This window comes from Pseudomonas fluorescens (assembly GCF_900215245.1).
In the GTDB taxonomy this organism is placed as follows: Bacteria; Pseudomonadota; Gammaproteobacteria; order Pseudomonadales; family Pseudomonadaceae; genus Aquipseudomonas; species Aquipseudomonas fluorescens.
In genome coordinates this window covers 5,537,581-5,563,039 of sequence record NZ_LT907842.1, presented here as the reverse complement: position 1 = coordinate 5,563,039, position 25,459 = coordinate 5,537,581, and the positions used below count along the sequence as shown (strand labels likewise).

Sequence of the window (25,459 nt, the reverse complement as noted above, 5' to 3'; positions counted from 1 at the left end):
CATGAACGATCCGATCGTTATTGTCAGCGCCGTGCGCACGCCCATGGGCGGCTTCCAGGGCGACCTCAAAGGGCTGACCGCGCCGCAACTGGGCGCCGCCGCGATTCGCGCGGCGGTCGAGCGGGCCGGCATTGCGTCCGATGCCGTGGATGAAGTGTTGTTCGGCTGTGTACTGCCTGCAGGCCTGGGCCAGGCGCCTGCGCGTCAGGCGGCCCTGGGTGCCGGGCTGGACAAGGCCACCCGCTGCACCACGCTGAACAAGATGTGTGGCTCAGGCATGGAAGCGACCATGCTGGCCCACGACGCGCTGTTGGCCGGCAGTGTCGAGGTGGTGATCGCCGGTGGCATGGAGAGCATGTCCAACGCGCCGTACCTGCTGGACCGTGCGCGCAGCGGCTACCGCATGGGCCACGGCAAGGTGATCGACCATATGTTTCTCGACGGCCTGGAAGATGCGTATGACAAGGGTCGCCTGATGGGCACCTTTGCCGAAGACTGCGCCGAGCACAACGGGTTTACCCGTGAAGCCCAGGACGCATTTGCCATCGCCTCGCTGACCCGGGCGCAAGCGGCGATTACCGACGGCAGCTTCGCTGCGGAGATTGTCCCGGTACAGGTGACTGTCGGTAAAGAGCAAAAAACCATCGTGCATGACGAACAACCACCCAAAGCCAGGCTGGACAAGATCAGCAGCCTGAAACCGGCGTTTCGTGAAGGCGGCACGGTGACGGCGGCCAACGCCAGCTCGATCTCCGATGGTGCGGCGGCGTTGCTGCTGATGCGCCAGTCCGAGGCGCAAAAACGTGGTCTCAAGCCGCTGGCAGTGATCCACGGGCATGCGGCCTTTGCCGATGAGCCGGGGCTGTTTCCGGTGGCGCCGGTGGGCGCGATTCGCAAGCTGATGAGCAAGACCGGCTGGCACCTGGGCGAGGTGGACTTGTTCGAGATCAACGAAGCCTTCGCGGTCGTCAGCCTGGTGACCATGAGCAAGCTGGAAATCCCCCACAGCAAGGTCAACGTGCACGGCGGCGCCTGTGCCTTGGGGCATCCGATCGGCGCCTCCGGCGCGCGCATCCTGGTGACCTTGCTCTCGGCCCTGCGCCAGAAAGGCCTCAAGCGCGGCGTTGCCGCCATCTGCATCGGCGGTGGTGAAGCCACGGCCATGGCCGTCGAATGTCTGTATTAAGGACTCAACATGCTGCCCAATGACGAACAAGTGCAAATCAGCGAGGCGGCCCGGCAATTTGCCCAGGAACGCCTGAAACCGTTCGCCGCCGAATGGGACCGCGAGCACCGTTTCCCCAAGGAAGCCATCGGCGAAATGGCCGAGCTGGGCTTTTTCGGCATGTTGGTGCCGGAGCAGTGGGGCGGTTGCGACACCGGCTACCTGGCCTATGCCATGGCGCTGGAAGAAATCGCCGCCGGTGACGGCGCCTGCTCGACCATCATGAGCGTGCACAACTCGGTGGGTTGCGTGCCGATTCTCAAGTTCGGCAACGATCAGCAGAAAGAACAGTTTCTCAAACCCTTGGCCAGTGGCGCCATGCTCGGTGCCTTCGCATTGACCGAGCCACAGGCAGGCTCTGATGCCAGCAGCCTGAAAACCCGTGCGCGCCTTGAAGGCGAGTATTACGTGCTCAATGGTTGCAAACAGTTCATCACCTCCGGGCAGAACGCCGGCATTGTGATTGTGTTTGCAGTCACCGACCCGGCAGCCGGCAAACGTGGGATCAGCGCGTTTATCGTGCCGACCGACTCGCCGGGCTACACGGTCGCGCGGGTGGAAGACAAGCTGGGCCAACACGCTTCCGACACGTGCCAGATTCTGTTTGAGGATGTGAAAGTGCCCGTCGCCAATCGTTTGGGCGAGGAGGGCGAAGGCTACAAAATCGCCCTGGCCAACCTCGAAGGCGGCCGCGTGGGGATTGCCTCGCAATCGGTGGGCATGGCCCGCGCCGCGTTTGAGGCGGCACGCGACTATGCACGCGAGCGTGAAAGCTTCGGTAAAGCGTTGATTGAACACCAGGCGGTGGCCTTCCGCCTGGCGGACATGGCCACTCAAATCGCGGTGGCCCGGCAGATGGTGCATTACGCCGCCGCCCTGCGCGACAGCGGCAAGCCGGCGCTGGTCGAAGCCTCCATGGCCAAACTGTTTGCTTCGGAAATGGCCGAGAAAGTCTGCTCGGCCGCCTTGCAAACCTTGGGCGGTTACGGTTACCTGAACGACTTCCCGTTGGAGCGGATCTACCGCGATGTGCGGGTCTGCCAGATTTACGAAGGCACCAGCGACATTCAACGCATGGTCATCTCACGCAATCTTTAAGGAGCCAATACATGAGTTACGAAACCATTTTGCTCGAAGTGCAGGGCCGCGTCGGGCTGATTACGCTTAATCGCCCGCAAGCGCTGAATGCCTTGAACGCGCAATTGGTCAGCGAGTTGAACCTGGCCCTCGACAGCCTGGAAGCTAACCCGGAAATCGGCTGCATCGTGTTGACCGGCTCAAAAAAAGCCTTCGCCGCCGGTGCCGACATCAAGGAAATGGCCGAGCTGACGTACCCGCAAATCTACCTCGACGACCTGTTCAGCGACAGTGACCGCGTGGCCAACCGCCGCAAGCCGATCATTGCGGCCGTTAACGGCTTCGCCTTGGGCGGCGGCTGCGAATTGGCGTTGATGTGCGACTTTATCCTGGCCGGTGATACGGCGAAGTTCGGGCAGCCGGAAATCAACCTCGGTGTCTTGCCGGGCATGGGCGGCACGCAGCGCCTGACTCGCGCGGTGGGCAAGGCCAAGGCCATGGAAATGTGCCTGACTGGGCGCTTTATCGATGCGGTGGAAGCTGAGCGCTGCGGGATTGTCGCGCGCATTGTGCCGGCCGATGAACTGCTGGAAGAGGCGCTGAAAGTCGCCACGCTGATTGCTGGCAAGTCAGTACCGATCAGCATGATGGTCAAGGAAAGTGTGAACCGTGCGTTTGAAGTGAGCCTGTCCGAAGGCGTGCGCTTTGAACGTCGGGTGTTCCACGCAGCGTTTGCGACGCAAGACCAGAAGGAAGGCATGGCGGCATTTGTGGCCAAGCGCGCGCCTGAGTTCAAGGACCAGTAAGCTGACCCCAAAAACACGGTAGACCCCATGGTGGGAGCGGGCTTGCTCGCGAAAGCGGTGGGTCAATCAACATCAATGTTTGCTTCAGGCCGCCTTCGCGAGCAAGCCCGCTCCCACATTTGATCTTCGCTGCATTGAGCATTTCGTTCGCTTAACTGACTGGCATTAGGGCAAGCCCGCTCCCACAGGTGGGAGCGGCGTATCTGTCAGAGCTGGTAGTCCTTCAGTGCTCGGGCAATCACCATCCGCTGAATCTCACTGGTCCCTTCGTAAATCTGTGTAATCCTCGCATCCCGGTAGTAACGCTCCACCGGGTAATCCTCAAGATACCCATACCCGCCATGAATCTGCACCGCTGAAGAGCAGACCTTTTCGGCCATTTCCGAGGCAAACAGCTTGGCCTGGGAGGCTTCCGACAAGCACGGCTTGCCGGCACTGCGCAGGCGCGCGGCGTGCAGGATCAGCAAGCGTGCGGCGTTGAGCTGGGTTTGCATGTCTGCCAGCAGGTTGGCAATGCTCTGGTGCTCAATGATTGCTTGGTTGAATTGCACGCGATCACGGGCATACGCCAGCGCCGCCTCAAACGCCGCCCGTGCAATGCCCAGCGCTTGGGCGGCAATCCCGATGCGCCCGCCTTCGAGGTTGGACAGGGCAATGGCCAGGCCTTTACCGCGCTCACCCAGCAGGTTGGCTTCGGGCACGGTGCACTCGCTGAGTGTGACGGCGCAGGTATCCGAGGCGCGAATGCCCATCTTGTGTTCCGTGCGATCAACCACGAAGCCCGGCGTCTGGGTGGGCACCAGGAACGCGGAAATGCCCTTCTTGCCCAACGTCGGGTCAGTCACCGCAAACACAATGGCCAGCTTGGCGCGCTTGCCGTTGCTGACAAACTGCTTGGCGCCATTGATGACCCACTGGCCATCACGCAGTTCAGCGCGGGTCCGCAGGTTGTGGGCTTCGGAGCCGGCCTGGGGTTCGGTCAGGCAGAAGCAGCCGATGGCTTGGCCGCTGGCAAGGTCAGGCAGCCAGGTTTGTTTCTGCTCGTGTGTGCCGTAGTTGAGAAGTGGCCCGCAACCCACTGAGTTATGGATACTCATCAGTGCGCCGGTCGCGCCATCACCGGCGGAGATCTCTTCTACCGCCAGCGCATACGCCACGTAGTCGACATAGGTGCCGCCCCATTCTTCAGGCACCACCATGCCCAACAGGCCCAATTCACCCATTTTTGCGACCAGAGCGTCATCGATCCAGCCGGCTTTTTCCCAGGCTTGCGCATGCGGGGCGATTTCGCCACGGGCAAAGTCGCGCGCCATGTCACGGATCATTACCTGTTCTTCGGTGTATTCAATATCTTGCATGACCTATTTCCCACTCTGCACGAAGTCGCGGAAGAAGCTGTCGACATGGCTGGCGTCCAGCCCTTGGACAGTTGGCGGGTTCCAACGGGGGGCTTTGTCTTTATCGATGATCAGCGCCCGCACCCCTTCGATCAGGTCGCCGCGCTCGAACCACTGGCGATCCAGGTGCAGTTCCAGGGCAAAGCACTGCTCCAGCGGCAGACGGCGGCCACGGCGCAGCATTTTCAGGGTCACGGCCATGGCCAGCGGCGAGCGGGTTTGCATCAGCTCGACGGTGCTCAGGGCCCATTCGTGGCTGTCGGCGACGGTGACTTCCTGCAATTGCTCAATGATGCTCGGCACATCCGGCAAGGCGAAGAAATGGTCGATCGCAGGTCGCAGTGCGGCCAGGGGCGCATCGGGCAATTGCTGCACCGCCAGTTTGGCCAATACGCCTTGCAGGTCCTTGAGCGGTGAATCCTGCCATTGCAGTTGATTGAGCTTGTGGTCGAGGTCGCTGAGTTTGGCGCTGTCGATAGACCAGTCCGCCAAGCCGCAATACAGTGCATCGGCCGCGCGAATCTGCACGCCGGTCAGGCCGAGGTAAATCCCCAGTTCGCCGGGAATGCGCGGCAGGAAGTAGCTACCGCCCACATCCGGGAAATAGCCGATGGCCACTTCCGGCATGGCGAGGCGGCTGCGCTCAGTGACTACGCGCAGGTCGGCACCTTGCACCAGGCCCATGCCGCCGCCCAACACGAACCCGTCCATCAGCGCCAAGACAGGTTTGCGGTAATGATGAATGGCCAGGTCGAGTGCGTATTCTTCAACGAAAAAGGCTTGGTGCAGGGTGTCGCCGTTCTTGAAGCTGTCGTACAGCGAACGGATGTCGCCACCAGCACAGAAGGCTTTTTCACCGGCGCCGCGCAGGACCACGGCGTAAACCTGCGGATCATCCGCCCAGGCCTGTAACTGCGCCGTCAGGCTGCGGACCATCTCCAGGGTGATGGCGTTCAAGCCGGCGGGGCGATTGAGGGTGAGGTGGCCGATATGGTTGCGCACCTCGGCCAGCACCTCGTGCTGGCGGCCCTCCGGTTGAAGAGCCTCGGCGTGGCTTGCTTCGGATGAAACCTGAGCAGTCATCTGTAACTCCCTGCTTTTATTGTTCTTTATCAAGATGTCCGTGAACGAACCTTCTCGCGATCGTACCAGTGCAAATTTGCCCCGTACAACCCGGAATCATGCAGGTCGTTTTTGCATTTATGCAGATCAGCTCACGCGACTCGGCCGGCCAGCACCTCGCCAATGCTGCGCCGCCGCGCATGGCCTTCGGCCGCGTGAATCAGTTGTTCCAGCTCGGCAGGTTGCACGTCGTAAAACTGCTCCATTTCGGCCATGGCCTGTTTCAGGTCGGCTGCGGTGATCGAGGCGTCCAGCGCCGGTGCAGCACGGCCGATGATGACCGCAGGCGACTCGACTGGACCCTTGGGATAGCGCGTGCGCGTGGCATTGTTATAGGCCAGCGCACACGCGAGCAGGGCGCTCGCGCCGAGCATGACCGGGCCCAACTCGTGCCAACCCAGCGCGATTGAGGCCGGATCGGCAAGGACCAGGGTCATGGCCAGGCCACCGGCCGGTGGGTGCAAACAACGTAGCCAGCACATCAGGATGACGGTCATGCCGGCCGCCAGACACGCGCTGCCCAGGGTACGCCCGAGCACTCGTGCGACCAGCAATCCCACCACCGCGGCACATAAGTAGCTGCCGATGATCGACCAGGGCTGCGCCAACGCACCGGACGACACCGCAAACAGCAGCACGGCGGAAGCCCCCAGGGGGCCGAGCAGGTGCAGCGCGACGTCCATGCCAAAGAGCCGAGCACACACCCAGACACTGAAGAGCGTGCCCAAGGCCATGCCGATTGCGGCGCGGCTCCATTCGGCAGGGCGGGTATTGATTGCAGCGGGTAACCAGCGAGCGAGCATCGGAGCAGTCCGTAAATAACAGGCGAAAAAAAGGGCTTGGCAGGTTTCCCGCGAAAGCCCTTTGAACGTTCCAATAGTTGGGGGAGGAACCCTTAACAGTGTGCCGACCGGAGCACAGGGGTGCCAATGCATATTAATGAAGGTTGAATGCAAAAATAGTGAGTTAAAACGCCTCGCCACAAGGGGTTAAGCGTGTGTTCTGGGTGAACGGCCGGTTGATCCGCCCGAGCACACGTGTACGGGTCTCTTCATTGAACAACTGCCTTTGCAGGTTCTCCTGTAGCGCAGTGTTGTTGGCCAATGGGCCTTTCAACGCCACCAGCGCGTCGCGCAGCTCCATCAGCCGTTCCAGCCGCGGCGCAGGAATAAGCAACAAATCTTCTGGCACGGTATTGCCCTTTTAATAATGGCAGCCACTCTGCGTAGAGGGGATGGCAGCGTCCTGAAGTAAATAGTTAACGCACTTGGCGAACGAGTCTACATTTGGGTTCCAGGCATCGGAAGGCAAAGCGCACCAGCCTTTACGCATAGCGACGTAGGCGCTTTCCTGGCGCTAATAACGAAAAACGCCCACTTTTTGAGGAGTGGGCGTTGTTTCTGTCAGACCGCTGTGACCGCGTTCAGCGCCAGCGATCAAGGCGCGGAAGCTTTCTCCAGATGCAGCAACACATAAGGGTCTTTGTCGAACTCCCCGCTGAGCGTCGGTGTGATCGAGCGCAAGCGTGGATCTTGCAGTTTTTCGAAGTCCTGAGCACTCATCACCAGCCAGGCCGGCCCTTGCAGCGGGGCCAGATCGGCGGGCGATTGGGTGAACAGCGGGACCTTATCGCAGTTGAAGTTGACCATGAACTTGATGGCTTTCGCGTCTTTACCCAAGCCATGCAGTACCACCGGTGCCGGTTGCTGCATGATGTGCGCCTTGACCGCGAGGGTAAAAGTGCGGGTGTCGTAGAGCGTACGTTCCAGCGGTTCGACCACCACGATGTAGGTCGACCAGAGCGCCAGCACCGCCGCGAATGCGGGCCCCAGCGTGCGCAGGCGTGCTTTGAGGAGTGACAGCAATGCCAACCCCTGAAGCACGCCCAGTAACGTGAAGATCAGCCCAAGGCTGTCCAACTGGGCCGGGTAGCGCTTGCGCGCCACCACCAAGCCTATCACCAGGAGCGCCGGCAACAGCGTCCAGATGCCCAGGATCAGGCCGCGGAGCGCCGCGAACAGCCGCCCCTGGGTGACCTGGAACGGGTAGGCCGCAATGATCGCCGCCATGGGCAGCATCGGCAGGATGTAGCGCGCCTTTTTCGCTTGGGGTACCGACAAGCCCAGCATCACCAGCAGACCGGCCGCTGCGCAATACACCACCAGTTTCAGCGCCGGGTCCGGCTCGCTGCGCCCGCCGATGACCACCGCCACCAGCACCAACAGCGCCAGCGGGTAGGCCAGCGCATAGTTGCCCATGGAACTGGTGAAGTAATACAACACGCCGCTGGAGCCTTCGGTGCCGTCCATGCGCCCGAGGAACTGCATGCGGATCACGTCCTGCATGAAGTCTTCGCCACCGCTGAGCTTGGCCAGCAGCAACAGCAGGCCGACACACGCCACCAACAGGGCCAGCGCCAGCACACCAAAGGTGAACAGTTGGCGCCATTGCCGATTGATCAGGTAATAGCTGCAGAGCACGCCGGTTGGGATCACCAGACCGATTGGCCCACGCACTGCAAAGCCGAGAATCACCAGCAGGAGCAACCAATGCAGGCGCTTGGCGGCACCGAAGTGATCGTGGGCATAACCGAGGTAGAACACCGTCAGGGCGATGGCGGCGAGCATCTGGTCCAGGGACACCGCACGGGTTTCACTGATGAAGGTGCTGCTGAGCAGCAACATCGCGATGCTCAACAGACCCCAACGCGTGGAGTAGGGCGCCGTGAGGCGGTACACCAGGGTTACGATCAGTGCCGACGCAATCGACGTCGGCAGCCATGCCGTCAGGCTGGTGACCTGGCCGAACGGCAAGGACAACAGCCACGTCAGCAGTGTCGAGGTCGCCAGATAGTCAGCGTAGGGCTGGCCATAGGTGGTGGGAAAGAAGCTCGGCCCATGGCGCAGCATCTCTTGTGCAAACACCACGAAGCGCGAGTCGAACCCGATGATAGCCTGGTGCCAATTGCCGACGATAAACAGCACCAGCGCAAGGAGCCCAAGCCCCAGCGACTGGTTGCGGATCGTTGCAGTAAGCAAGGGCGGTTGAGCTTTGTTCACGTGTCAGTCTTCCTTGACCGGCGCTACCCAGTTTTGCTGAGGGATCGGCAACTCGCAGGAATCGCCACGACCCATTGGGAAGTATTTGAAGCCTTTGCGCGCCAGGCGCTCGCCGTCGTAAAGGTTGCGACCGTCGAAAATCACCGGGTTTTTCAGACGGTCGAGGATCAGGTCGAAATCCGGGGCCTTGAACTGCTGCCATTCGGTGCAGACGATCAGCGCATCGGCGCCGCTCAAGGCGGACTCCGGCGTGCCCAGCAACGTCAGGCGCGACTCGTCACCGTAGATGCGCTGGGTTTCCTGCATGGCTTCAGGGTCAAACGCACGGACATTGGCGCCTGCGGCCCAAAGGGCTTCCATCAGCACACGGCTCGGTGCATCACGCATGTCATCGGTGTTGGGCTTGAAGGCCAGGCCCCACAACGCGAACGTCTTGCCTTTCAGTTCACCCTTGAAGTAAGCGTTGATACGTTCGAACAGCTTGCTCTTCTGGCGCTGGTTGATGGCTTCGACCGCTTCGAGCAGGTCGCTGGAGCAGTTGGCTTCCTTGGCGCTGTGGATCAAGGCGCGCATGTCTTTGGGGAAGCACGAACCACCGTAGCCGCAACCCGGGTAGATGAAGTGGTAGCCGATCCGCGAGTCGGCGCCGATGCCCAGGCGTACGGCTTCGATGTCCGCACCCAGGTGTTCGGCCAGCTCGGCGATCTGGTTGATGAAGCTGATCTTGGTGGCCAGCATGCAGTTGGCGGCGTACTTGGTCAGTTCGGCGCTGCGCAGGTCCATGAAAATGATGCGGTCGTGGTTGCGGTTGAAGGGCGCATACAGGTCGCGCATCACTTCACGCACTTCTTCACGTTCGCAACCGATGATAATGCGGTCCGGGCGGCGGCAATCGGCGACGGCCGTGCCTTCCTTGAGGAATTCCGGGTTGGAGACGATATCGAATTCCAGGTGACGGCCCGCGATGTGCAGGTTTTTTTCGATATGGGCGCGCAAGGTGTCGCCGGTGCCGACGGGTACGGTGGATTTTTCCACCAGAATCACCGGTTCCACACGATGGCGGGATACTGCGTCACCGACCGACAGCACATACTTGAGGTCGGCCGAGCCGTCTTCATCCGAGGGTGTACCCACGGCGATAAACAGCACTTCACCGTGTTCAACGGCGAGTTTTTCATCATAGGTAAAGTGCAGGCGGCCACTTTCCAGGTTTTCCTTGACCATGGCAGCCAGGCCCGGTTCGAAGATCGTCACATGGCCTTTCTGAAGCGACTCGACCTTGCTCTTGTCAACGTCCATGCAGATCACATCGTGACCGACTTCGGCCAATACGGTGGCCTGTACCAGACCGACGTAACCGCTACCAAATACACTGATTTTCATGGGGCATTCCTGGGGCTTGCAACGCTAGCACGACGAGAGTTAATAACCAGAACACCGAGGATGACCAACGCCACCCCCAGGGTTTTTGAAAGCGAAAAATGTTCGTTGAACACCGGCAGGCTGGCCGCGAGCAGGTACACCAGCGCATAGCTGATGCTGAGCAGCGAATAGGCGCGACCCAGCGGCAAATGCTTGAGCGCGCCAAGCCAGCAGACCATCGACAGCGCATAGGCGATGATTGCCAGGATGACCACGCCGAGGGCGCCCAGATCAATGGCGTTGCTGTTGAACGCGCTCAGCCAGGCGTCCGGCAGTGGCAGGCGCGTCATGCTCCAGCGCATGCCCAGTTGAGCGGCGCTCACCAGGCCGACGCTGCCCAAGGCCAGGGCAAACCCTTGCGCGCGGCTCATACGTGACGCCCGAGCAGTACGACGCCGCCGATCACCAGCGCCACACCGAGCCAATGACGGCCATCGATGTGCTCATGAAAGACAAAGTGCGCCATCAACGTCACCAGCACGAAATTCAAGCTGAGCATAGGGTAGGCGATGCCCACCTCCAGGCGCTGCAACACCAGCAGCCACACCAACAGGCCCAGGCCCAGGCACACCAGTGCCGACCACAGCCACGGGGAACGCAGTTTCGGCGCCCATCCGTGCGGCTGGCCGCGCCAGCTTTCCACGGCAAACTTTTGCGAAACCTGGCCCATACAGGTGAGCAGGCAGGCGCTCAATAGCAGAAGCAATGTGATCATTGCGCAGCCTGTGGGAAGATCAGGATCACGATATTGCCTTGCTCGTAGCGTTTACCGTCCTGGGGCAGCAGGTTCACTTCAGCAACCTCGTCGTCGCCCTTGACCCGCATCACCACACCGACAGACCCCTTTTTGCGCGCCTCGCTCATCCATTGCTGGACTTCGCTGGTATCGATCTTGCGATGCGCGGTGTCGGGGTAGGCGATGCCGTATTTCACTTCGCCGACGGTGTTGTAGAGGCTCACATCCGGGCGGCCCAAACGCCATGACAGGGCCGACGCGGCGCCCAGGTCATTGCTAAGCAGGGCGGCGGTCGGTTGCAGTTCCGGCAGGTGGTCGATGATGAACTGATCCGGCGTCTTGTTGTAAACCACCGAATGGGGCAGGGCGGCGGGCACCAAGGCGACCAGCAACCAACTGCCGATCGCCGGTGCGGCCCACAGTTTCAACGGGCGCGCGGCCTGCAGCAGGTTGACCACAATCCAGCCGAACAGGAAGGTAAACACCAGCACCAGGCTGAGGGTTTCCTGACCGCGTTCGTACACCGGATTCTTCAATTGGAACCAGCTGATCGCCAACAAGGCCGCGATACCGATACTCAGGTTCAGCCAGCCGTTGATGCGCAGTGCGCGAGCCTGGCCCTGGGCAAGCTTGTCGCTCAGGGTCGACCCCATCAGCAGGGCCAACGGCAGCAGGCAAGGCATGATGTACGACGGCAGCTTGCCTTTGGCCAGGCTGAAGAACGCCAGGGGCATCAATAGCCATAACAGCAGGAACACGGTTTTAGGCAGGCGCTTTTCCAGCCACGCACGTTTCACCGTGGACGGCAGCAGCGCGATCCACGGCAATGAGAACGCGACCATCAGCGGCAGGTAGAACCAGAAGGGCTCGGCATGCTGGGCGTCATCGCCGGCAAAGCGTTGGATATGCTCGTGCCAGAAGAAGAAGTTCCAGTAGTCCGGCTCTTGCAGGTGCACGGCCAGTGCCCACGGCAGGCTGACCACAATCGCGACGACCACGGCGACCACGCCGTAACCGAGCAATTCACGAAAGCGTTTTTGCCAGATCGCGTAGGGCAGGGCGATCAACACCGGCAGCAGCCAGGCGAGGAAGCCTTTGGTCATGAAACCCATGCCACAGGCGAAACCGAGCAAGGCCCACGACCACAAACGGCCGCGGCGGGTGGTGCTGTCGAAGCAGAACCATAGCGCCACACCGGTCAGGTTGACCCAGAAGGTGAATTGCGGGTCCAGGTTGGCATAACCGCCGAGCAGGGCCACGCTGACAAAGCTCATGTACAGCACGGTGCTGACGAGGCTTTTTTGCGGGTCGTTCCACAGCCGACGAGACACGAGGTACACCAGCAGGATGCTCAGCCCGGTGCTCAGGGCGGATGCAAAGCGCACGCCGAACAGGTTTTGCCCGAACATCGCCTGGCCCAGCGCGATCATCCAATAGCCGGCGGCGGGTTTCTCGAAATAGCGGATGCCCATGAAGTGTGGCGAAGCCCACTTGCCGGTCAGCAGCATTTCCTGGCTGATTTGTGCATAACGGGTTTCATCGGGAATCCACAGGCCATGACTGGCCAGCGGTAACAGATAAAACACACCAAACGCCAACAGGAGCAGGGGCAATGCCCAGCGGCGGATCATGCCTGCTGCACTCCAAGCCATCCCTCGCGGCCGCTTAACGCGCCGCGCACCAGGTGTTGCTGGGGCAGGGTGGTCACATCCGCGGGCAGCAGATCGCCCAAGGGTTTGAAGTCGATGCCGCGCTGCCCGGCCTGGGCGAGCAATTGGCGAAAATCTTCAGCCATCAGAATCCCTTCTACTTCTGCGTGGATCGTGTAGACGTTCAGCTTTGACTCGGTAAACCGGTCGAGAATAAAGCTGTTGAAATTGTTGGCAGCCACCACCGGACCGACGACTTCGTCGAAGGTCGGCAGGTCTACCGGAATTTGTGGGGTGCCCGCACTGCCATCGGCCAAGGTGGGTCGAAACAGGCTGGTGCCCCGGCAATCACTGTTGTAGCGAAAGTTGAAACCTTGCTTGGCTTGCACCACGCGTTCATCGGCACGCCAGCCGGCGGCGGCAGAACAGTCGATGCGTTCACCGAGAATGTCGCTCAAGGTGTCGACGCCGCGACGAATCTGCTCGACCAGTTGTGCGTCGCTCCAGCGCCCGGTGTTGGCCTGCCAGCCGTGGTGGTCCCACGCGTGCAGGCCGACTTCATGGCCGGCGGCCTTGGCCTGGCGCATCAAATGCCCCAGGTCACGACCAATCGGCTTGCCCGGCCAGGCGGTGCCGGCCAGCAAGATATCCCAGCCATACAGTCCGGCGGCATTGGAACGCAGCATCTTCCACAGGAATTGCGGACGGATGAGGCGCCACAAGTGGCGCCCCATGTTGTCCGGCCCAACGCTGAAGAAGAACGTCGCTTTCACCCCGGCTTCATCCAGGGACTCCAGCAACCGTGGCACACCTTCACGGGTGCCACGGTAGGTGTCGACGTCGATGCGAAGACCTGCCTGCATCAGCGCTTGTCCGCGATTTCGAGCATGGCTTCTTTGAGGAAGAAGTCCAGGGTGTTACCGATGGTTTCGCTCATCTCAACGGTTGGCTCCCAGTTCAGCAGGCGCTTGGCGTTTTCGATGCTTGGCTTGCGGTGTGCCACGTCCTGGTAACCGGTGCCGTAGAACGCCTTGCTCTCTACGTCGCGGAAACCGGCGAACGGAGGGAAGTTGCTGCGCAGCGGGTGAGCTTCGAACTGACGCAGCAGTTCTTCGCCCAGCTGACGAATGCTGGCTTCGTTTTCCGGGTTGCCGATGTTGATGATCTGGCCGTTGCAGACATCGTTGTCGTTATCAATGATGCGGGCCAGGGCTTCGATGCCGTCAGCGATGTCGGTGAAGCAACGCTTCTGCTCGCCACCGTCGAACAGGCGGATCGGCGTGCCTTCCACCAGGTTCAGGATCAGCTGGGTGATTGCGCGGGAGCTGCCGATACGTGCCGAGTCCAGACGGTCCAGGCGCGGCCCCATCCAGTTGAACGGACGGAACAGGGTGAAGTTCAGGCCTTTGTCGCCGTAAGCCCAGATCACACGGTCGAGCAGTTGCTTGGAGACCGAGTAGATCCAGCGCTGCTTGTTGACCGGGCCAACCACCAGGTTGGAGGTGTCTTCGTCGAAATACTGGTCCTGGCACATGCCATAGACTTCGGAGGTCGACGGGAAGATCACACGCTTGTTGTACTTGACGCAGTAGCGAACCAGTTTCAGGTTCTCTTCAAAGTCCAGTTCGAACACGCGCAGCGGGTTACGGGTGTATTCGATCGGGGTAGCGATGGCCACCAGCGGCAGGACCACGTCGCACTTCTTGATGTGGTACTCGATCCACTCGGAGTGAATGCTGATATCGCCTTCCACATAGTGGAAGTTCGGGTGGCTGCGCAGGCGTTCGATAGCGTCGGAACCGATATCCAGGCCGTAGATTTCATAACGGTCGTCACGCAGCAGGCGCTCGGACAGGTGGTTACCGATGAAACCGTTCACACCCAGGATCAGTACACGAGTACGACGTGGCTTGCGGCCGGACTCGGCGCCGCGCAGTACGGAACCGTCTACCAGGCCCAACTCGTCGGCCAGGGAAGGACCGGCCAGGTACAGGCCGTTTTCGTTGCGCTGGCCAAACTTGACCACCAGGGAATCTTCACCGCAGGCGATGCGCAGCGGGTTGACGCTGATCACACGGCCTGGCGCGATGCCTTCGTTGCCCTTGACCACGTCGGCTTGCCAAACGATCAGTTTGTGCTCGCCTACGGCGCAGAAGGCGCCCGGGTAAGGTTGGGTAACGGCGCGAACCAGGTTGAACAGCTCTTCAGCCGGCTTTTTCCAGTCCAGTTTGCCATCGGCAGCGGTGCGGCGGCCGAAGTAGGTGGCCTGGCTTTCGTTCTGGGCAGTTTCCGCCAGCTTGCCTTGGGCCAGTTGTGGCAGGGCATCGCGCAGCAGGTTGGTGGCCGCTTCACGCAGCTTGGCGTGCAGGGTCAGGCCAGTGTCAGTGCGGTCGATAACGACTTTTTCCTGGGCGAGGATCGCGCCGGCATCGGCACGCTTGACCATGCGGTGCAGGGTCACGCCGGTTTCGGTTTCGCCGTTGACCAGCACCCAGTTGGCCGGTGCGCGGCCACGGTATTTAGGCAGCAGCGAGCCGTGCAGGTTGAACGCGCCTTTTTTGGCGGTGGCCAACAGCGCTTCGCTGAGCAGGTTGCGGTAGTAGAACGAGAAGATGAAATCCGGGTTCAGCTTGGCAATGCGCTCGATCCACAGCGGGTGGTTGGCGTCTTCCGGTGCGTGTACCGGGATGCCGTTGCGGGCACAGAGTTGAGCGACGGAGCCGTAGAAATTATTTTCCTTGGGGTCGTCGGCATGGGTGAACACGGCAGCAATGTCGTAACCGGCGGTCAGCAGGGCTTCGATGCCTGCACAGCCAATATCGTGATAAGCGAAGACAACAGCTTTTGAATTCATGACGAAACCTGATCGGAAGGAGAAGTGGAAGTGTGAGAACTTGTCAGGCCGTCGACCACGACGACCGGAGCGGGTGCTGCAGGTTGGTTACGCAGCACTTTTTCAATAAAGAAGCGCGGGCGGGCGCGCACGTCACTGTACATGCGCCCCAGGTATTCACCCAAGAGGCCCATGCCGATGAATTGACCACCGGTGAACACGAACAACACGGCAAACAGGACAAACATGCCTGAGCCGGCCCATTCGGCGCCAAACACCAATCGCAGGAACACCAGTGCGAAGGCAAACAGCATGCCCAGCGCCGCCAGGCTGAAGCCGACGATGCTCAGCAGGCGCAGCGGGGTGGTGGTCATGCAGGTCAGCAGGTCGAACATCAGGCTGATCAGGCGCATCGCGCTGTATTTGGACTCGCCGTGTTCGCGCTCGGCGTGATGCACCAGAATCTCGGTGGTGTGCCGGGCAAAGCCGTTGGCCAGAATCGGAATAAAGGTGCTGCGCTCACGGCAGGCGAGCATGGCGTCGACGATGGTGCGGCGGTAGGCGCGCAGCATGCAGCCGTAGTCGGTCATTGCCACGCCGGTGGAGCGTTGCACCGCCAGGTTGATCAGGCGCGACGGCCAGCGACGGAAGGCCGAGTCCTGGCGGTTGTTACGCACGGTCGCCACGACGTCGAAGCCCAGGGCGGCTTGTTCCACCAGGCGCGGGATCTCTTCCGGCGGGTTCTGCAGGTCGGCGTCGAGGGTGATGATCACCTCGCCGCGGCACTGCTCGAAGCCGGCCATGATCGCTGCATGCTGGCCGTAGTTACGGTTGAGGATCACCGCTACCACGTTGCTGCCGTCTTCAGCGGCGGCGTCTTCAAGCAATTGGGCCGAGTTGTCGCGGCTACCGTCATCCACCAGGATGATTTCGTATTCGTAAGCCAGTTGCTTGCAGGCTGCCGTCGTGCGACGCAGCAATTCAGGCAGGCTCTCTTGTTCGTTGTAGACCGGGATAACGATCGACACGCAATGAATAGGGTAGGGTTTCAAAGATTCATGACCTCGGGGCTAGAGCAATTGAAGCGTGAAAACAGCAGTAATCAGTCCGATAAACGCTGGCTGATTAAACGTAGCGTGGGTTTGCGGCATTCATTCGACTTTCCTGCAGACGGGTAACAGATTCTTCCATAGCTATCAGATTAAAGACGAAATAGATGAAAGGTAAAGCGTAATCAACAGGTTAGTCGGGGAAAACGCGGTTTGTTCTCAAGTTCTGCGGCCAAGGTTAAGCGGAAAAATGTTGAACGAATATGAAAGGCGGATGAAAAACTCGTTTATTTGACAGGTAGACAGCTAGGGTTCAGCTAAGTGACTGAAGCGCCAGGCAATAGGTTTACCGGGTAAAACCGCTGGGATTTTAAAGCGTTGCGCCGCCGACCGATTGTCATTCAACAATCTTCTCTGCAATGCCCTTCAAGTGCCGGTAAAGTAAGCCATCTCTTGCCAGGGTACTCGGATGAATAGCGTGCAGCTTTTTCGCGGCCAATTGCGGCCTGCGTTGTTGGGATTGTTGATGGCTGTGGCCTGTGTCACCACCGTAAGGGCCGACGACGGGGTGGCGCTCACCCGTATCGAGCAGGTACCGGAGGGCGTGGAAGTGCGTGGCAAGCAGGTCGCCGCTTACACCTGGGACGACCGCCAAGGCAAAAACCTGTTGGTACTCGCCGAGCAAGTGGGTGAACGTGACGATGACGGCACCCAGTCGGCCTTCGTCTACGCGGCCCAATACCTGCTGGCGGGCGACCATCCCAAACGCGTGTGGATGCTGTATGACGATGTGCAGCGTTGCCAATTCGACGCAGCGCTGCACTTTGACATGGCGGCAACCAAGGTCACCGACCTGACCGGCGATGGCCTGACCCAGGCCACGGTGGGCTATTCGCGAACCTGCACCAGCGACGTCAGCCCTCGTGAATTCAAGCTGATCATGCATGTGGGCAAATCCCAGAAGTACCGCCTGCGCGGTGTCGATCGCGTTGGCGCGAGCTGGTGGGACGAGGAAGCCGGCGCCCTGCGTGGCATGCCGCTGCCGACGGACTGCTCTATTGCAGCGCAACAGGCGCTGGTCAGCCAGTACAAGGAGCAGGGCACCGAGTTGCCGCTCCCGGGCTGCTATGGCGACGAGAGTGACTTCGCCAAGGCGCCGGACGGCTACCTGGCGTTCATGCGCCAGCATTGGTTTGGGCTGATGCAGAAACAGGACGCCGAATGGAGCCAATCCCAGGCCCAGCCTCAGCCGGAAAACGCCACAGAGGATGACGAGTCGGCCCCGTGATTTTGTGCAGGGGCCGGTCGTGCGTTAGACTCGGTACTCGCCAATTCACTAAATACCTCGATTAAACAATGGCTTGGTCGAGGTATTTAATCCAAAGGCTGATCTACCTTGACTGAGTCCATCCGCAACCCGCTGACCCTCTACCTCACCCGTCTGGCCCCTTCCAGCCAACTGACCATGCGCTACGTGCTGCAGGACGCGGCCGACCGGCTGGGTTTTGAAGACATCAACCTCGACGAGATCGACTGGCACCTGCTGCAACCTGAACAGGTGATTGCCCTGGTCGCCGCGTTGCGTGAGGACGGCTATGCGCCGAACACGTCTTCGCTGTATGTGAACGCGGTACGCGGGGTAATGAACGAGGCGTGGCGCCTGAGCTTGATCAGCCAGGACCACCTGTTGAAGATGCGCTCGGTCAAGGCCACGCCCGGCACCCGTTTGGGACAGGGCCGTAACCTGCGCCGCACACTGATCCGCGAAATGATGGAAGTCTGCGCCGCCGACCCGCGCCCCCAAGGCCTGCGGGATGCGGCGGTGATCGGCCTGTTGTATGGCTCTGGCATGCGCAAGTCGGAGTCGGTCAACCTCGACCTGGCGCAGATCAACTTCGACGAACGCAGCTTGCGCGTGATCGGCAAGGGCAACAAGGAACTGGTCAAGTACGCGCCGGCCTGGGCGTTTGCCAAGCTACAAGCCTGGCTGGAGTTTCGCCGCGCGCACCTCAAGGAAGGCGAACCGGACGATAGCTTTCTGTTCAATCGTATCCGTCGCGGCAGCCATATCACGCGCGAACGCATTACCAAGCACGCGATCTACTACATCGCCCGTCAGCGCGGCGAACAGGTGGGCGTGAAGATCATGCCGCATGATTTCCGGCGTTCGTTCATCACCCGGGTGATCGAAGAGCATGACCTGTCGATTGCGCAGAAACTGGCGCATCACACCAATATCCAGACGACCGCCAGCTATGACGTGCGCGATGACAACGAGCGACGGCGGGCGGTGGATCGGTTTGATTTGTAAGCGCGCTCAACTGTGCGGGCAGCTGTCTGCGACCCGCATGTAGTCGAGTTCGTGGCGCACGCCCCGGCTGTCCACGTACACAACATGGCCCTTGACCGGGCCGCAAGTGGTGGATGCAGCGTTAGTGGTACGCACGGCCTTGGCGATCTCGAGGTCTTCGGCGTAATCGTCGGTTTGATTGGCCGGTGTGTCAGCGCCCGGATTGGGCTCGCCCTGGGCGGCGGCTAACGTGCTGACCATGCTCAGCATTAGAATAAGCAGGTAACGCATGACGACCTCCAGCACCCATCGGTGGTGGTTTGAGTGTGGTCGCCATTCTATAAAGCCTGCTCCCGCCCCTGAACGGATTCCGGCCAATAACGGCTATCAATCAAAACAATGTCAGGGCCTTGCACAGGCCAGGTGCGTCGGCAAACGCCGCAGGGTCCACAGGGTGACCAGCATTGCGGCGACGGCACATAGCGCGATGCCGACCAACATGGGCGCCGGCGTGTGGTCGGCGAACACGCCGACCAGGGTCATGGACACCGCGGCGGTGATCATTTGGATCGCACCGAGCAGCGCCGACGCGGAACCCGCCACGGCACCATGGTCTTCCATGGACAACACCCCCGCGGCCGGCAGTAACAGGCCGAGAAAACCGAAACCGATAAACAGCAGGGTCATCATCAGCGCCAGGTTGTCGCTCCACAGCGTAGAGGTGGCCAGCAATGTCATGACCACGGCAACGCCGACAACCGACCAGCGAATCAGCGGGGGCAGGCCAAAGCGCGCACTCAGGCGTGCCGTCAATTGGCTCATGGCAAAGAACGAGGCCGCGTTGACCGCAAAGCACAGGCTGAACTGCGTAGGTGTCAGGCCGAAATACTCGATGTACACGAACGGCGCGCTGCCGATAAACACGAAAAACGTCGCCAGGCCAAAGCCACACACCACCGACAAGCCAGTGAATACCGGGTCACGGAGCAGGGCGCCATAGCTGCCGAACGCACTGCCCAAGGTCTTGCCCAAACGGCGCTCGGCCGGATGGGTTTCCGGCAGTTGTACGATGGTCATCACCAGGCACAGCACCGCGACGACGCCCAGCGCGACGAACACTTCACGCCAGCTCCACAGTGAAATCACCACGCTGCCGGCCAAGGGCGCCAGGATCGGTGAAACACTCATCACCAGCATCAGCAAAGCCATCAAGCGCGCCGCTTCGTGGCCGGTATACAGGTCGCGGACGATGGCCCGTGGGATAACCATGCCGGCGCACGCACCAAACGCTTGCAGGGCACGAAAGGCAATCAGCACTTCAATCGTGGGGGCCAGCGCACAACCGACGCTGGCCACGGCAAAAATCACCAAGCCTGCATAAATCGGCGGCTTGCGGCCGAACACATCGCTGATCGGCCCGTAGAACAGCTGGCACACGCCAATGATCATGAAGAACACCGTCAAGCTCATCTGCACAGCCGCTGGCGACGCCTGCAGGCTGGCCCCAAGGGTGGGCAGCGCGGGCAAATAGCTGTCGATGGCGAATGGGCCGATGGCGGTGATCAGCCCCAGCAGCAAGGCGAGGTGGGCAATACTTCGAGACATGGTGGTTCCGGGTTGCATCAAAAAAGATCGGCCAGCTTAGTGAGCGCTCCCCGGGGGCACAAGGTGACGCTTACACACGCGCTACATAATTGCGTCCCGAGCCTTCTGGCGCCGGGCTTTGCAGCCGCGCCGACGAAGTCAATCAGCGACGACCCAAGGGTGCCGCCGCGCCTTTGCGCGCTCCGTTGATCCTTCGGCGTAAAAAAAGATTGAATATTCACACCTAATGTTATTTAAATAACAAAACAAGAGCGCCACAACCTGCCTGGTTGTGCCGCAACAAGGTGGAATAGCAATGAGCAAGATCGCAGTCATCGGCAGCAATATGGTGGATTTGATTACCTACATCGACCGCATGCCGGGCCAGGGCGAAACCCTGGAAGCACCGGGCTTTGCCCTCGGTTGCGGCGGCAAAGGGGCCAACCAGGCGGTGGCGGCAGCCAAGCTTGGGGCGGATGTGTTGATGTTGAGCAAGGTCGGTGACGACATGTTTGCCGACAACACACTGGCCAACTTCCAGCGCTTTGGTATCGACACCCGTTACGTGCAGCGGGTGCCTGGTGTTTCCAGCGGCGTGGCGCCGATTTTTGTCCGGCCCGACTCCCATAACAGCATTTTGATCGTCAAAGGCGCCAATGCGCACTTGTCGCCGGCGGATATCGATGCGGCGGCAGTCGACCTGCGCGCGTGCACGTTGATCGTGCTGCAGCTGGAGATCAACCTGGAGACGGTCTACTACGCCATCGAATTCGCTCACCGGCATGGCATTGCGGTACTGCTCAATCCGGCACCGGCCATGGCCGGATTGAGCGCCGAGCACCTGGCGAAATTGGATTTCCTGATCCCCAACGAATCGGAACTGGCACTGATCACCGGCCAGACCGTGGACTCGCCGGAGTCGGCCCGTGCGGCCGCAAAAACCCTGGTCGCCAGCGGCGTTCGCCACGTGATTGTCACCCTTGGCGAGCACGGCGCGCTGTATATCGGCGAGGAGGGTGAATGCCAGGTGCCGGGCCAACGGGTTGCCGCCCGTGACACCACCGGTGCCGGTGACGCCTTTATTGGTTGCTTCATTCAACACTGGAACCGCGACGGCAGGATTCGTCAGGCCATGGAACAGGCCGTGGCGTATTCCGCCTGCTCGGTGATGGCGCTGGGTACGCAGACTTCCTATCCCGACAGCGAAGCATTCGCCCGCTTCCAGCAACAGCGGTAACACCCCCACCAGCCCGGAGAACAATAATGAACAAACCTGCGCTGCAACAAACCCCCGACGGTTTCTACCTGAACCGCACGCCCTGGTTCGCCTTTATCCTGCTGTGCAGCATCTTTGCACTGTGGGCCGCAGCGGCGAGCATGAACGACGTGCTGATTGCACACTTCAAGAAAGCGTTTTTGCTCAGTGATTTCCAGACCGCCTTCGTGCAGTCGGCGTTTTACCTGGGCTATTTTTTTGTGGCAATTCCGGCCGCGATGGTGGTGCGGCGCTTTAGCTACAAAAGCACGATTCTGATCGGGCTGTTGCTGTACATGTTCGGCTGCCTGCTGTTTTTTCCGGCGGCGTCCACCGCCAAGTACGGCATGTTCCTGCTGGCACTGTTTGTGATTGCAGCCGGCCTGTCGTTCCTGGAAACCGCGTGCAACACCTACTCGACGCTGATGGGCCCGCGGGAAACCGGGACGCGACGCTTGAATATTTCGCAGACCTTTCACCCCTTTGGCGCAATGGCCGGGGTTTACGTGGGTAGCTTCGTGATGTTCAAGGACTCCGACGCCACCACTGAACAACTGAAGCAAATGAGCGCCTCTGAGGCGGCGGTGCAGCAGTTGCAAATGATCCAGTCCACGCTGCTGCCGTACAAGTGGATGATCGCTGTTCTGGTGCTGATGTTTATCCTGATCGCGATTACCCGATTCCCTGCGTGCAAGGGCAATAAGCCGGCCGGTAGCAAGCCTGGCAGCCTGCGTCAAAGCCTGGGGCGGCTGTGGCGTAACCCGCGCTTTACGTTTGGCGTACTGGCGCAGTTTCTCTATGTGGGTGCGCAGGTGGGTGTGTGGAGTTTTACCATTCGCCTGGCCATGCAAATGGGCGGTATGAATGAACGCAGCGCTTCATGGTTTCTGCTGACCACCTTCGCCGCGTACTTTGTCGGCAAGATGATCGCCAACCTGTTGATGCGCCGGCTGCACCCGGCCAGGGTGCTGGCGATTTATGGCGTGCTGTGCATTGTGCTGCTGGCCTACACGATCCTGGTGCCAAACATTTCGGCGGTGTACGCAGCGGTTGGCGTGAGTATTTTTCTCGGCCCATGCTGGCCGACCATTTACGGCCTGACCATTGATGGCCTGGGTGAAGACACCGGCGTCGGCGGGTCGTTGCTGGTGATGAGCATTGTCGGTGGCGGGGTAATCCCGATCTTTCAGGGCCTGTTGTCCGATGCCAGCGGCGGCAACATGCAGCTGGCGTACAGCGTGCCGTTGCTGTGCTTTATCGTGATCGTGATGTATGCGATCAAATGCTTGCGCCAGTCCGACCCCTTGCCATCGGGCGCAGCAGCGGCGGTGGCCTCATGAACACGCGCATCCCGCTGTATCGTGCGGTGTTTGGTGAGCAGGAAAAGATCCTTTTACAGTCTGAGGCGTTCAAGGTCAGTGCCTGGACCTATGCGTCCGGCGTGTTGGCTGTGAGCCTGGAGAACAGCCGTGGACGCCTGGTGATCCTGCCTTATCAAGGGCAGATGATCTGGTCGGCCGTGTTCGATGGCTGCGACCTGACCATGAGCAACCTGTTCGAGCAGCCCCGGCCGAGCCCGACGGTCATTGATACTTATGGCTGTTTCATGTTTCACAGTGGCTTGCTGCGCAACGGTTGCCCGGCGCCGGATGACACGCATGCCTTGCATGGCGAAATGCCTTGTGCGCCTATGGACACAGCCTGGCTGGAGCTGGGTGAGGGCGTTGTGCGCCTGGGCGGTTCCTATGAGTTTGCCAAGGGGTTCGGTGATCGTTACCGGGCTTGCCCCAGCATGACACTGCGCGCCGATTCGGCCTTGTTCGATATTGAGATGCACGTGACGAACCTGGCCGGCAAGCCGATGGACTTGATGTACATGGCCCACATGAACTACGCCTATGTGGACGGTGCGCGGTTCGTCGAGCCACTGGGCATGCAGCGTCTGCGCCTGCGTACCAGCGTGCCGGACCACGTCAAGCCGACGCCCGCCTGGAGTGCCTACATGGCGCAACTGGCCGAGCATCCCGGCCAGTTGGCCTGCCTCGAAACGCCTGCGCTGTATGACCCTGAAATTGTGTTTTTCCTCGATGGCGTCGGCACCGACGCCACCGGCCACGCGCACTTTCTGCTTGAGCATCCCGACGGCGCTGCGTTCTACACCCGTTATCGCCCCGAGCAATTCGAACACGCTGCACGCTGGGTCCTGCACACACCGGATCAGCAAGTGGCTGCGTTCGTGCTGCCGTCGACCTGCGAGCCGGAGGGCTACACCGCAGAGAAAGCCAAAGGTCACGTGCGGCAGCTGGCGGCCGGGGCGAGCGCTTCATTCAGCGTGACCACCGGCTATTTGACTGAGCAGGAACGGCAGAGGCTGTTGGGTTAAACCAGCAATTGCGCACCGCGTGCCTGGATGACGTCTTGATAGGCGCGGGGGATTTTCTTGTCGCTGACCACGTATTGGAAGTCTTCCAGGGTGGCGAAATGGGCGGTGCGCACCGTGTCGAACTTGCTGAAGTCGGCGAGCAACACGCGTTGCTGGGCCTGGCGCAGGACCTTTTGCTTGACCTCGACTTCATTGAAGTTGAAGCACGTCACACCGAACTCCTGACTGACGCCCGCCGCCGTCACGAAGGCCCACGTCAGGCGCACGCTGTCGAGAATGCTGCTTTCGGCGCTGCTTTCAAACACTTGGTTCTTGCGGTGAAAGGTGCCGCCGCACAAGACGATGTGGCAGTTGGGTTTGTTGTGCAACTTAAGCAACACGTTCAACGAACTGCACACGGCAGTGAACTCCAACTCGTCGGGGATGAAGTCAATGACGAAGGGCGAGGTGGTGCCGCAGTCGAAGAAGACTGTGTCACCGGCCTGTATCAAACCGGCAGCGAGCTTGCCGATGCGGCGTTTCTCCTCGACGTGACGCGTGCCCTGGTCGGCGACCCGGTATTCGCTGACCTCGCTGCCGCCCCGGGTGATGTAGCCGCCAAGAAGACGCAGGTGATCGCTGAAGTGATTGAGATCGCGGCGCAGGGTCATCTCGGAAACGTCCAGCAACGCAGCCATTTCCCTCAAGTGAATGGCGTTCTGGTCCTGCAAGGCTTGTTGGATAAGCTTGAGTCGCTCGGCTTTTCTACTGTCCACGAGTATTCCAGGGCTTGATTGTTTCTGTTAAATAAGTAACATTAATTGTGACTATTATAACGCATTCTTGTGAGCGCTGTGACAAGCGGCACACGATCATTGGCAACATACAGGCAAGGGGCCGTTAAATGAACACTCTTCAACCCACAGCATTGGCAAAGTACATCGATCACACTTTGCTGGCTCCCGACGCATCCCGTGAGCAGATTCGCACCTTGTGCGAGGAAGCCCGGGAACACGGCTTTTATTCGGTGTGTGTGAATTCGGGACAGGTACCTTACGCCGCGTCGTGCCTGAGCGACGATAGCGTGGTGATTTGTGCGGTGGTGGGCTTCCCGCTGGGCGCTGGCCTGAGTGACACCAAGGCATTTGAGGCTGAACGGGCGATTGCCGCCGGGGCAGGGGAGATCGACATGGTGCTCAATATCGGTTGGTTGAAGGAGGGGCTGCTGGACGCGGTACGCGATGATATTGCCCTGGTCCACAAGGCCTGCGGCACCGTACCGTTGAAGGTCATCCTGGAAACCTGCCTGCTCGACGACAAACAGAAAGTCCAGGCGTGCGAAATCTGCCGGGACTTGGGTGTGGCTTTCGTGAAGACGTCTACCGGGTTCAGCCGAAGCGGCGCCACGGTCGAAGACGTGGCCCTCATGCGCAGAACCGTGGGCGCCGGGGTTGGAGTCAAGGCGTCCGGTGGGGTGCGTGATTACCCGACTGCGGTGAAAATGATTGAGGCCGGGGCTTCGCGCTTGGGCAGCAGTTCGGGAATTGCGATCGTGGGCGGCGCGATGACGGCGGCGAGCGGTTACTGAAGGGG

Annotated in this window: 24 protein-coding genes; 9 read left to right on the top strand and 15 right to left on the bottom strand. The window is 60.5% G+C overall.

The features are described from left to right. The first annotated feature begins 1 nt into the window (after position 1). From CPH89_RS25640 to CPH89_RS25630, 3 genes are read left to right on the top strand one after another with little or no spacing between them, the layout of a single operon-like run. Positions 2-1,186, top strand: a complete 1,185-nt coding sequence (locus CPH89_RS25640) for an acetyl-CoA C-acyltransferase (RefSeq protein WP_053255994.1) — start codon at positions 2-4, stop codon at positions 1,184-1,186. 9 nt (positions 1,187-1,195) lie between these two features. After that, complete coding sequence (locus CPH89_RS25635) at positions 1,196-2,323, top strand: acyl-CoA dehydrogenase (protein ID WP_053255995.1); 1,128 nt, start codon at positions 1,196-1,198, stop codon at positions 2,321-2,323. Between the two features lie 11 nt (positions 2,324-2,334). Then, entirely contained in the window at positions 2,335-3,108 is a 774-nt protein-coding gene (locus CPH89_RS25630) for an enoyl-CoA hydratase (protein WP_053255996.1), read from the top strand. A 206-nt stretch (positions 3,109-3,314) separates the two neighbouring features. Here CPH89_RS25630 and CPH89_RS25625 read toward each other — a convergent pair whose 3' ends face one another. The 12 genes from CPH89_RS25625 to arnC form a co-directional block, all read right to left on the bottom strand. Next, entirely contained in the window at positions 3,315-4,466 is a 1,152-nt protein-coding gene (locus tag CPH89_RS25625) for an acyl-CoA dehydrogenase family protein (protein WP_053255997.1), read from the bottom strand. Between the two features lie 3 nt (positions 4,467-4,469). Beyond that, on the bottom strand, positions 4,470-5,588 hold the full coding sequence (locus CPH89_RS25620; RefSeq protein WP_053255998.1) for an enoyl-CoA hydratase/isomerase family protein: 1,119 nt from the start codon (positions 5,586-5,588) through the stop codon (positions 4,470-4,472). Positions 5,589-5,719: 131 nt separating this feature from the next. Further along, positions 5,720-6,430 carry an HPP family protein gene (locus tag CPH89_RS25615; RefSeq protein WP_053255999.1) on the bottom strand — a complete coding sequence of 237 codons (711 nt, stop codon included), beginning with the start codon at positions 6,428-6,430 and terminating at the stop codon, positions 5,720-5,722. A 163-nt stretch (positions 6,431-6,593) separates the two neighbouring features. After that, positions 6,594-6,770, bottom strand: coding sequence for a type VI secretion system contractile sheath small subunit (locus CPH89_RS25610; protein ID WP_073637469.1), 177 nt, complete (start codon positions 6,768-6,770; stop codon positions 6,594-6,596). Positions 6,771-7,063: 293 nt separating this feature from the next. Further along, the gene (locus tag CPH89_RS25605; RefSeq protein WP_053256000.1) at positions 7,064-8,686 is read right to left on the bottom strand and encodes an ArnT family glycosyltransferase; all 1,623 of its coding nucleotides are present in this window, start codon (positions 8,684-8,686) and stop codon (positions 7,064-7,066) included. A 3-nt stretch (positions 8,687-8,689) separates the two neighbouring features. Next, on the bottom strand, positions 8,690-10,069 hold the full coding sequence (locus CPH89_RS25600; protein ID WP_053256001.1) for a UDP-glucose dehydrogenase family protein: 1,380 nt from the start codon (positions 10,067-10,069) through the stop codon (positions 8,690-8,692). Beyond that, entirely contained in the window at positions 10,066-10,479 is a 414-nt protein-coding gene (gene arnF / locus CPH89_RS25595) for a 4-amino-4-deoxy-L-arabinose-phosphoundecaprenol flippase subunit ArnF (RefSeq protein ID WP_053256002.1), read from the bottom strand. Before arnF ends, CPH89_RS25600 begins: the two co-directional genes overlap by 4 nt. Further along, the gene (gene arnE, locus CPH89_RS25590) at positions 10,476-10,823 is read right to left on the bottom strand and encodes a 4-amino-4-deoxy-L-arabinose-phosphoundecaprenol flippase subunit ArnE (RefSeq protein ID WP_053256003.1); all 348 of its coding nucleotides are present in this window, start codon (positions 10,821-10,823) and stop codon (positions 10,476-10,478) included. The genes arnF and arnE overlap by 4 nt, the downstream gene beginning before the upstream one ends. After that, positions 10,820-12,475, bottom strand: a complete 1,656-nt coding sequence (arnT, locus tag CPH89_RS25585) for a lipid IV(A) 4-amino-4-deoxy-L-arabinosyltransferase (RefSeq protein WP_053256004.1) — start codon at positions 12,473-12,475, stop codon at positions 10,820-10,822. Before arnT ends, arnE begins: the two co-directional genes overlap by 4 nt. After that, entirely contained in the window at positions 12,472-13,356 is an 885-nt protein-coding gene (arnD, locus tag CPH89_RS25580; RefSeq protein WP_053256005.1) for a 4-deoxy-4-formamido-L-arabinose-phosphoundecaprenol deformylase, read from the bottom strand. The genes arnT and arnD overlap by 4 nt, the downstream gene beginning before the upstream one ends. Beyond that, positions 13,356-15,347: a bifunctional UDP-4-amino-4-deoxy-L-arabinose formyltransferase/UDP-glucuronic acid oxidase ArnA gene (arnA, locus tag CPH89_RS25575; protein WP_053256006.1), complete on the bottom strand. Its 1,992-nt coding sequence runs from the start codon at positions 15,345-15,347 to the stop codon at positions 13,356-13,358. Before arnA ends, arnD begins: the two co-directional genes overlap by 1 nt. After that, a complete protein-coding gene (gene arnC, locus CPH89_RS25570) occupies positions 15,344-16,378 on the bottom strand; it encodes an undecaprenyl-phosphate 4-deoxy-4-formamido-L-arabinose transferase (protein ID WP_053256007.1) in 1,035 nt (344 codons plus the stop codon). The genes arnA and arnC overlap by 4 nt, the downstream gene beginning before the upstream one ends. A gap of 466 nt (positions 16,379-16,844) precedes the next feature. On the opposite strand from arnC, the gene CPH89_RS25565 reads away from it, so the two are divergent. Both CPH89_RS25565 and CPH89_RS25560 read left to right on the top strand, forming a co-directional pair. Then, positions 16,845-17,663: a M949_RS01915 family surface polysaccharide biosynthesis protein gene (locus CPH89_RS25565; protein ID WP_053256008.1), complete on the top strand. Its 819-nt coding sequence runs from the start codon at positions 16,845-16,847 to the stop codon at positions 17,661-17,663. Positions 17,664-17,771: 108 nt separating this feature from the next. Further along, the gene (locus CPH89_RS25560) at positions 17,772-18,686 is read left to right on the top strand and encodes a site-specific integrase (RefSeq protein ID WP_053256009.1); all 915 of its coding nucleotides are present in this window, start codon (positions 17,772-17,774) and stop codon (positions 18,684-18,686) included. Between the two features lie 6 nt (positions 18,687-18,692). Here CPH89_RS25560 and CPH89_RS25555 read toward each other — a convergent pair whose 3' ends face one another. Together CPH89_RS25555 and CPH89_RS25550 are read right to left on the bottom strand one after the other, a co-directional pair. Then, the gene (locus tag CPH89_RS25555) at positions 18,693-18,956 is read right to left on the bottom strand and encodes a DUF2790 domain-containing protein (protein ID WP_053256010.1); all 264 of its coding nucleotides are present in this window, start codon (positions 18,954-18,956) and stop codon (positions 18,693-18,695) included. A 111-nt stretch (positions 18,957-19,067) separates the two neighbouring features. Next, positions 19,068-20,270 carry a multidrug effflux MFS transporter gene (locus tag CPH89_RS25550; protein ID WP_053256011.1) on the bottom strand — a complete coding sequence of 401 codons (1,203 nt, stop codon included), beginning with the start codon at positions 20,268-20,270 and terminating at the stop codon, positions 19,068-19,070. 295 nt (positions 20,271-20,565) lie between these two features. Here CPH89_RS25550 and rbsK point away from each other — a divergent pair, with 295 nt between their 5' ends. From rbsK to CPH89_RS25535, 3 genes are read left to right on the top strand one after another with little or no spacing between them, the layout of a single operon-like run. Further along, the gene (gene rbsK / locus CPH89_RS25545; protein ID WP_053256012.1) at positions 20,566-21,486 is read left to right on the top strand and encodes a ribokinase; all 921 of its coding nucleotides are present in this window, start codon (positions 20,566-20,568) and stop codon (positions 21,484-21,486) included. A gap of 26 nt (positions 21,487-21,512) precedes the next feature. After that, positions 21,513-22,844, top strand: a complete 1,332-nt coding sequence (gene fucP, locus CPH89_RS25540) for an L-fucose:H+ symporter permease (protein ID WP_053256013.1) — start codon at positions 21,513-21,515, stop codon at positions 22,842-22,844. After that, positions 22,841-23,887, top strand: coding sequence for an aldose 1-epimerase family protein (locus CPH89_RS25535; RefSeq protein WP_053256014.1), 1,047 nt, complete (start codon positions 22,841-22,843; stop codon positions 23,885-23,887). The genes fucP and CPH89_RS25535 overlap by 4 nt, the downstream gene beginning before the upstream one ends. Here CPH89_RS25535 and deoR read toward each other — a convergent pair. Continuing rightward, entirely contained in the window at positions 23,884-24,642 is a 759-nt protein-coding gene (deoR, locus tag CPH89_RS25530) for a DNA-binding transcriptional repressor DeoR (protein WP_053256015.1), read from the bottom strand. The genes CPH89_RS25535 and deoR overlap by 4 nt on opposite strands. Positions 24,643-24,770: 128 nt before the next feature. Here deoR and deoC point away from each other — a divergent pair, with 128 nt between their 5' ends. Then, on the top strand, positions 24,771-25,454 hold the full coding sequence (gene deoC / locus CPH89_RS25525) for a deoxyribose-phosphate aldolase (protein WP_053256016.1): 684 nt from the start codon (positions 24,771-24,773) through the stop codon (positions 25,452-25,454). The last annotated feature ends 5 nt before the right edge of the window (positions 25,455-25,459 follow it).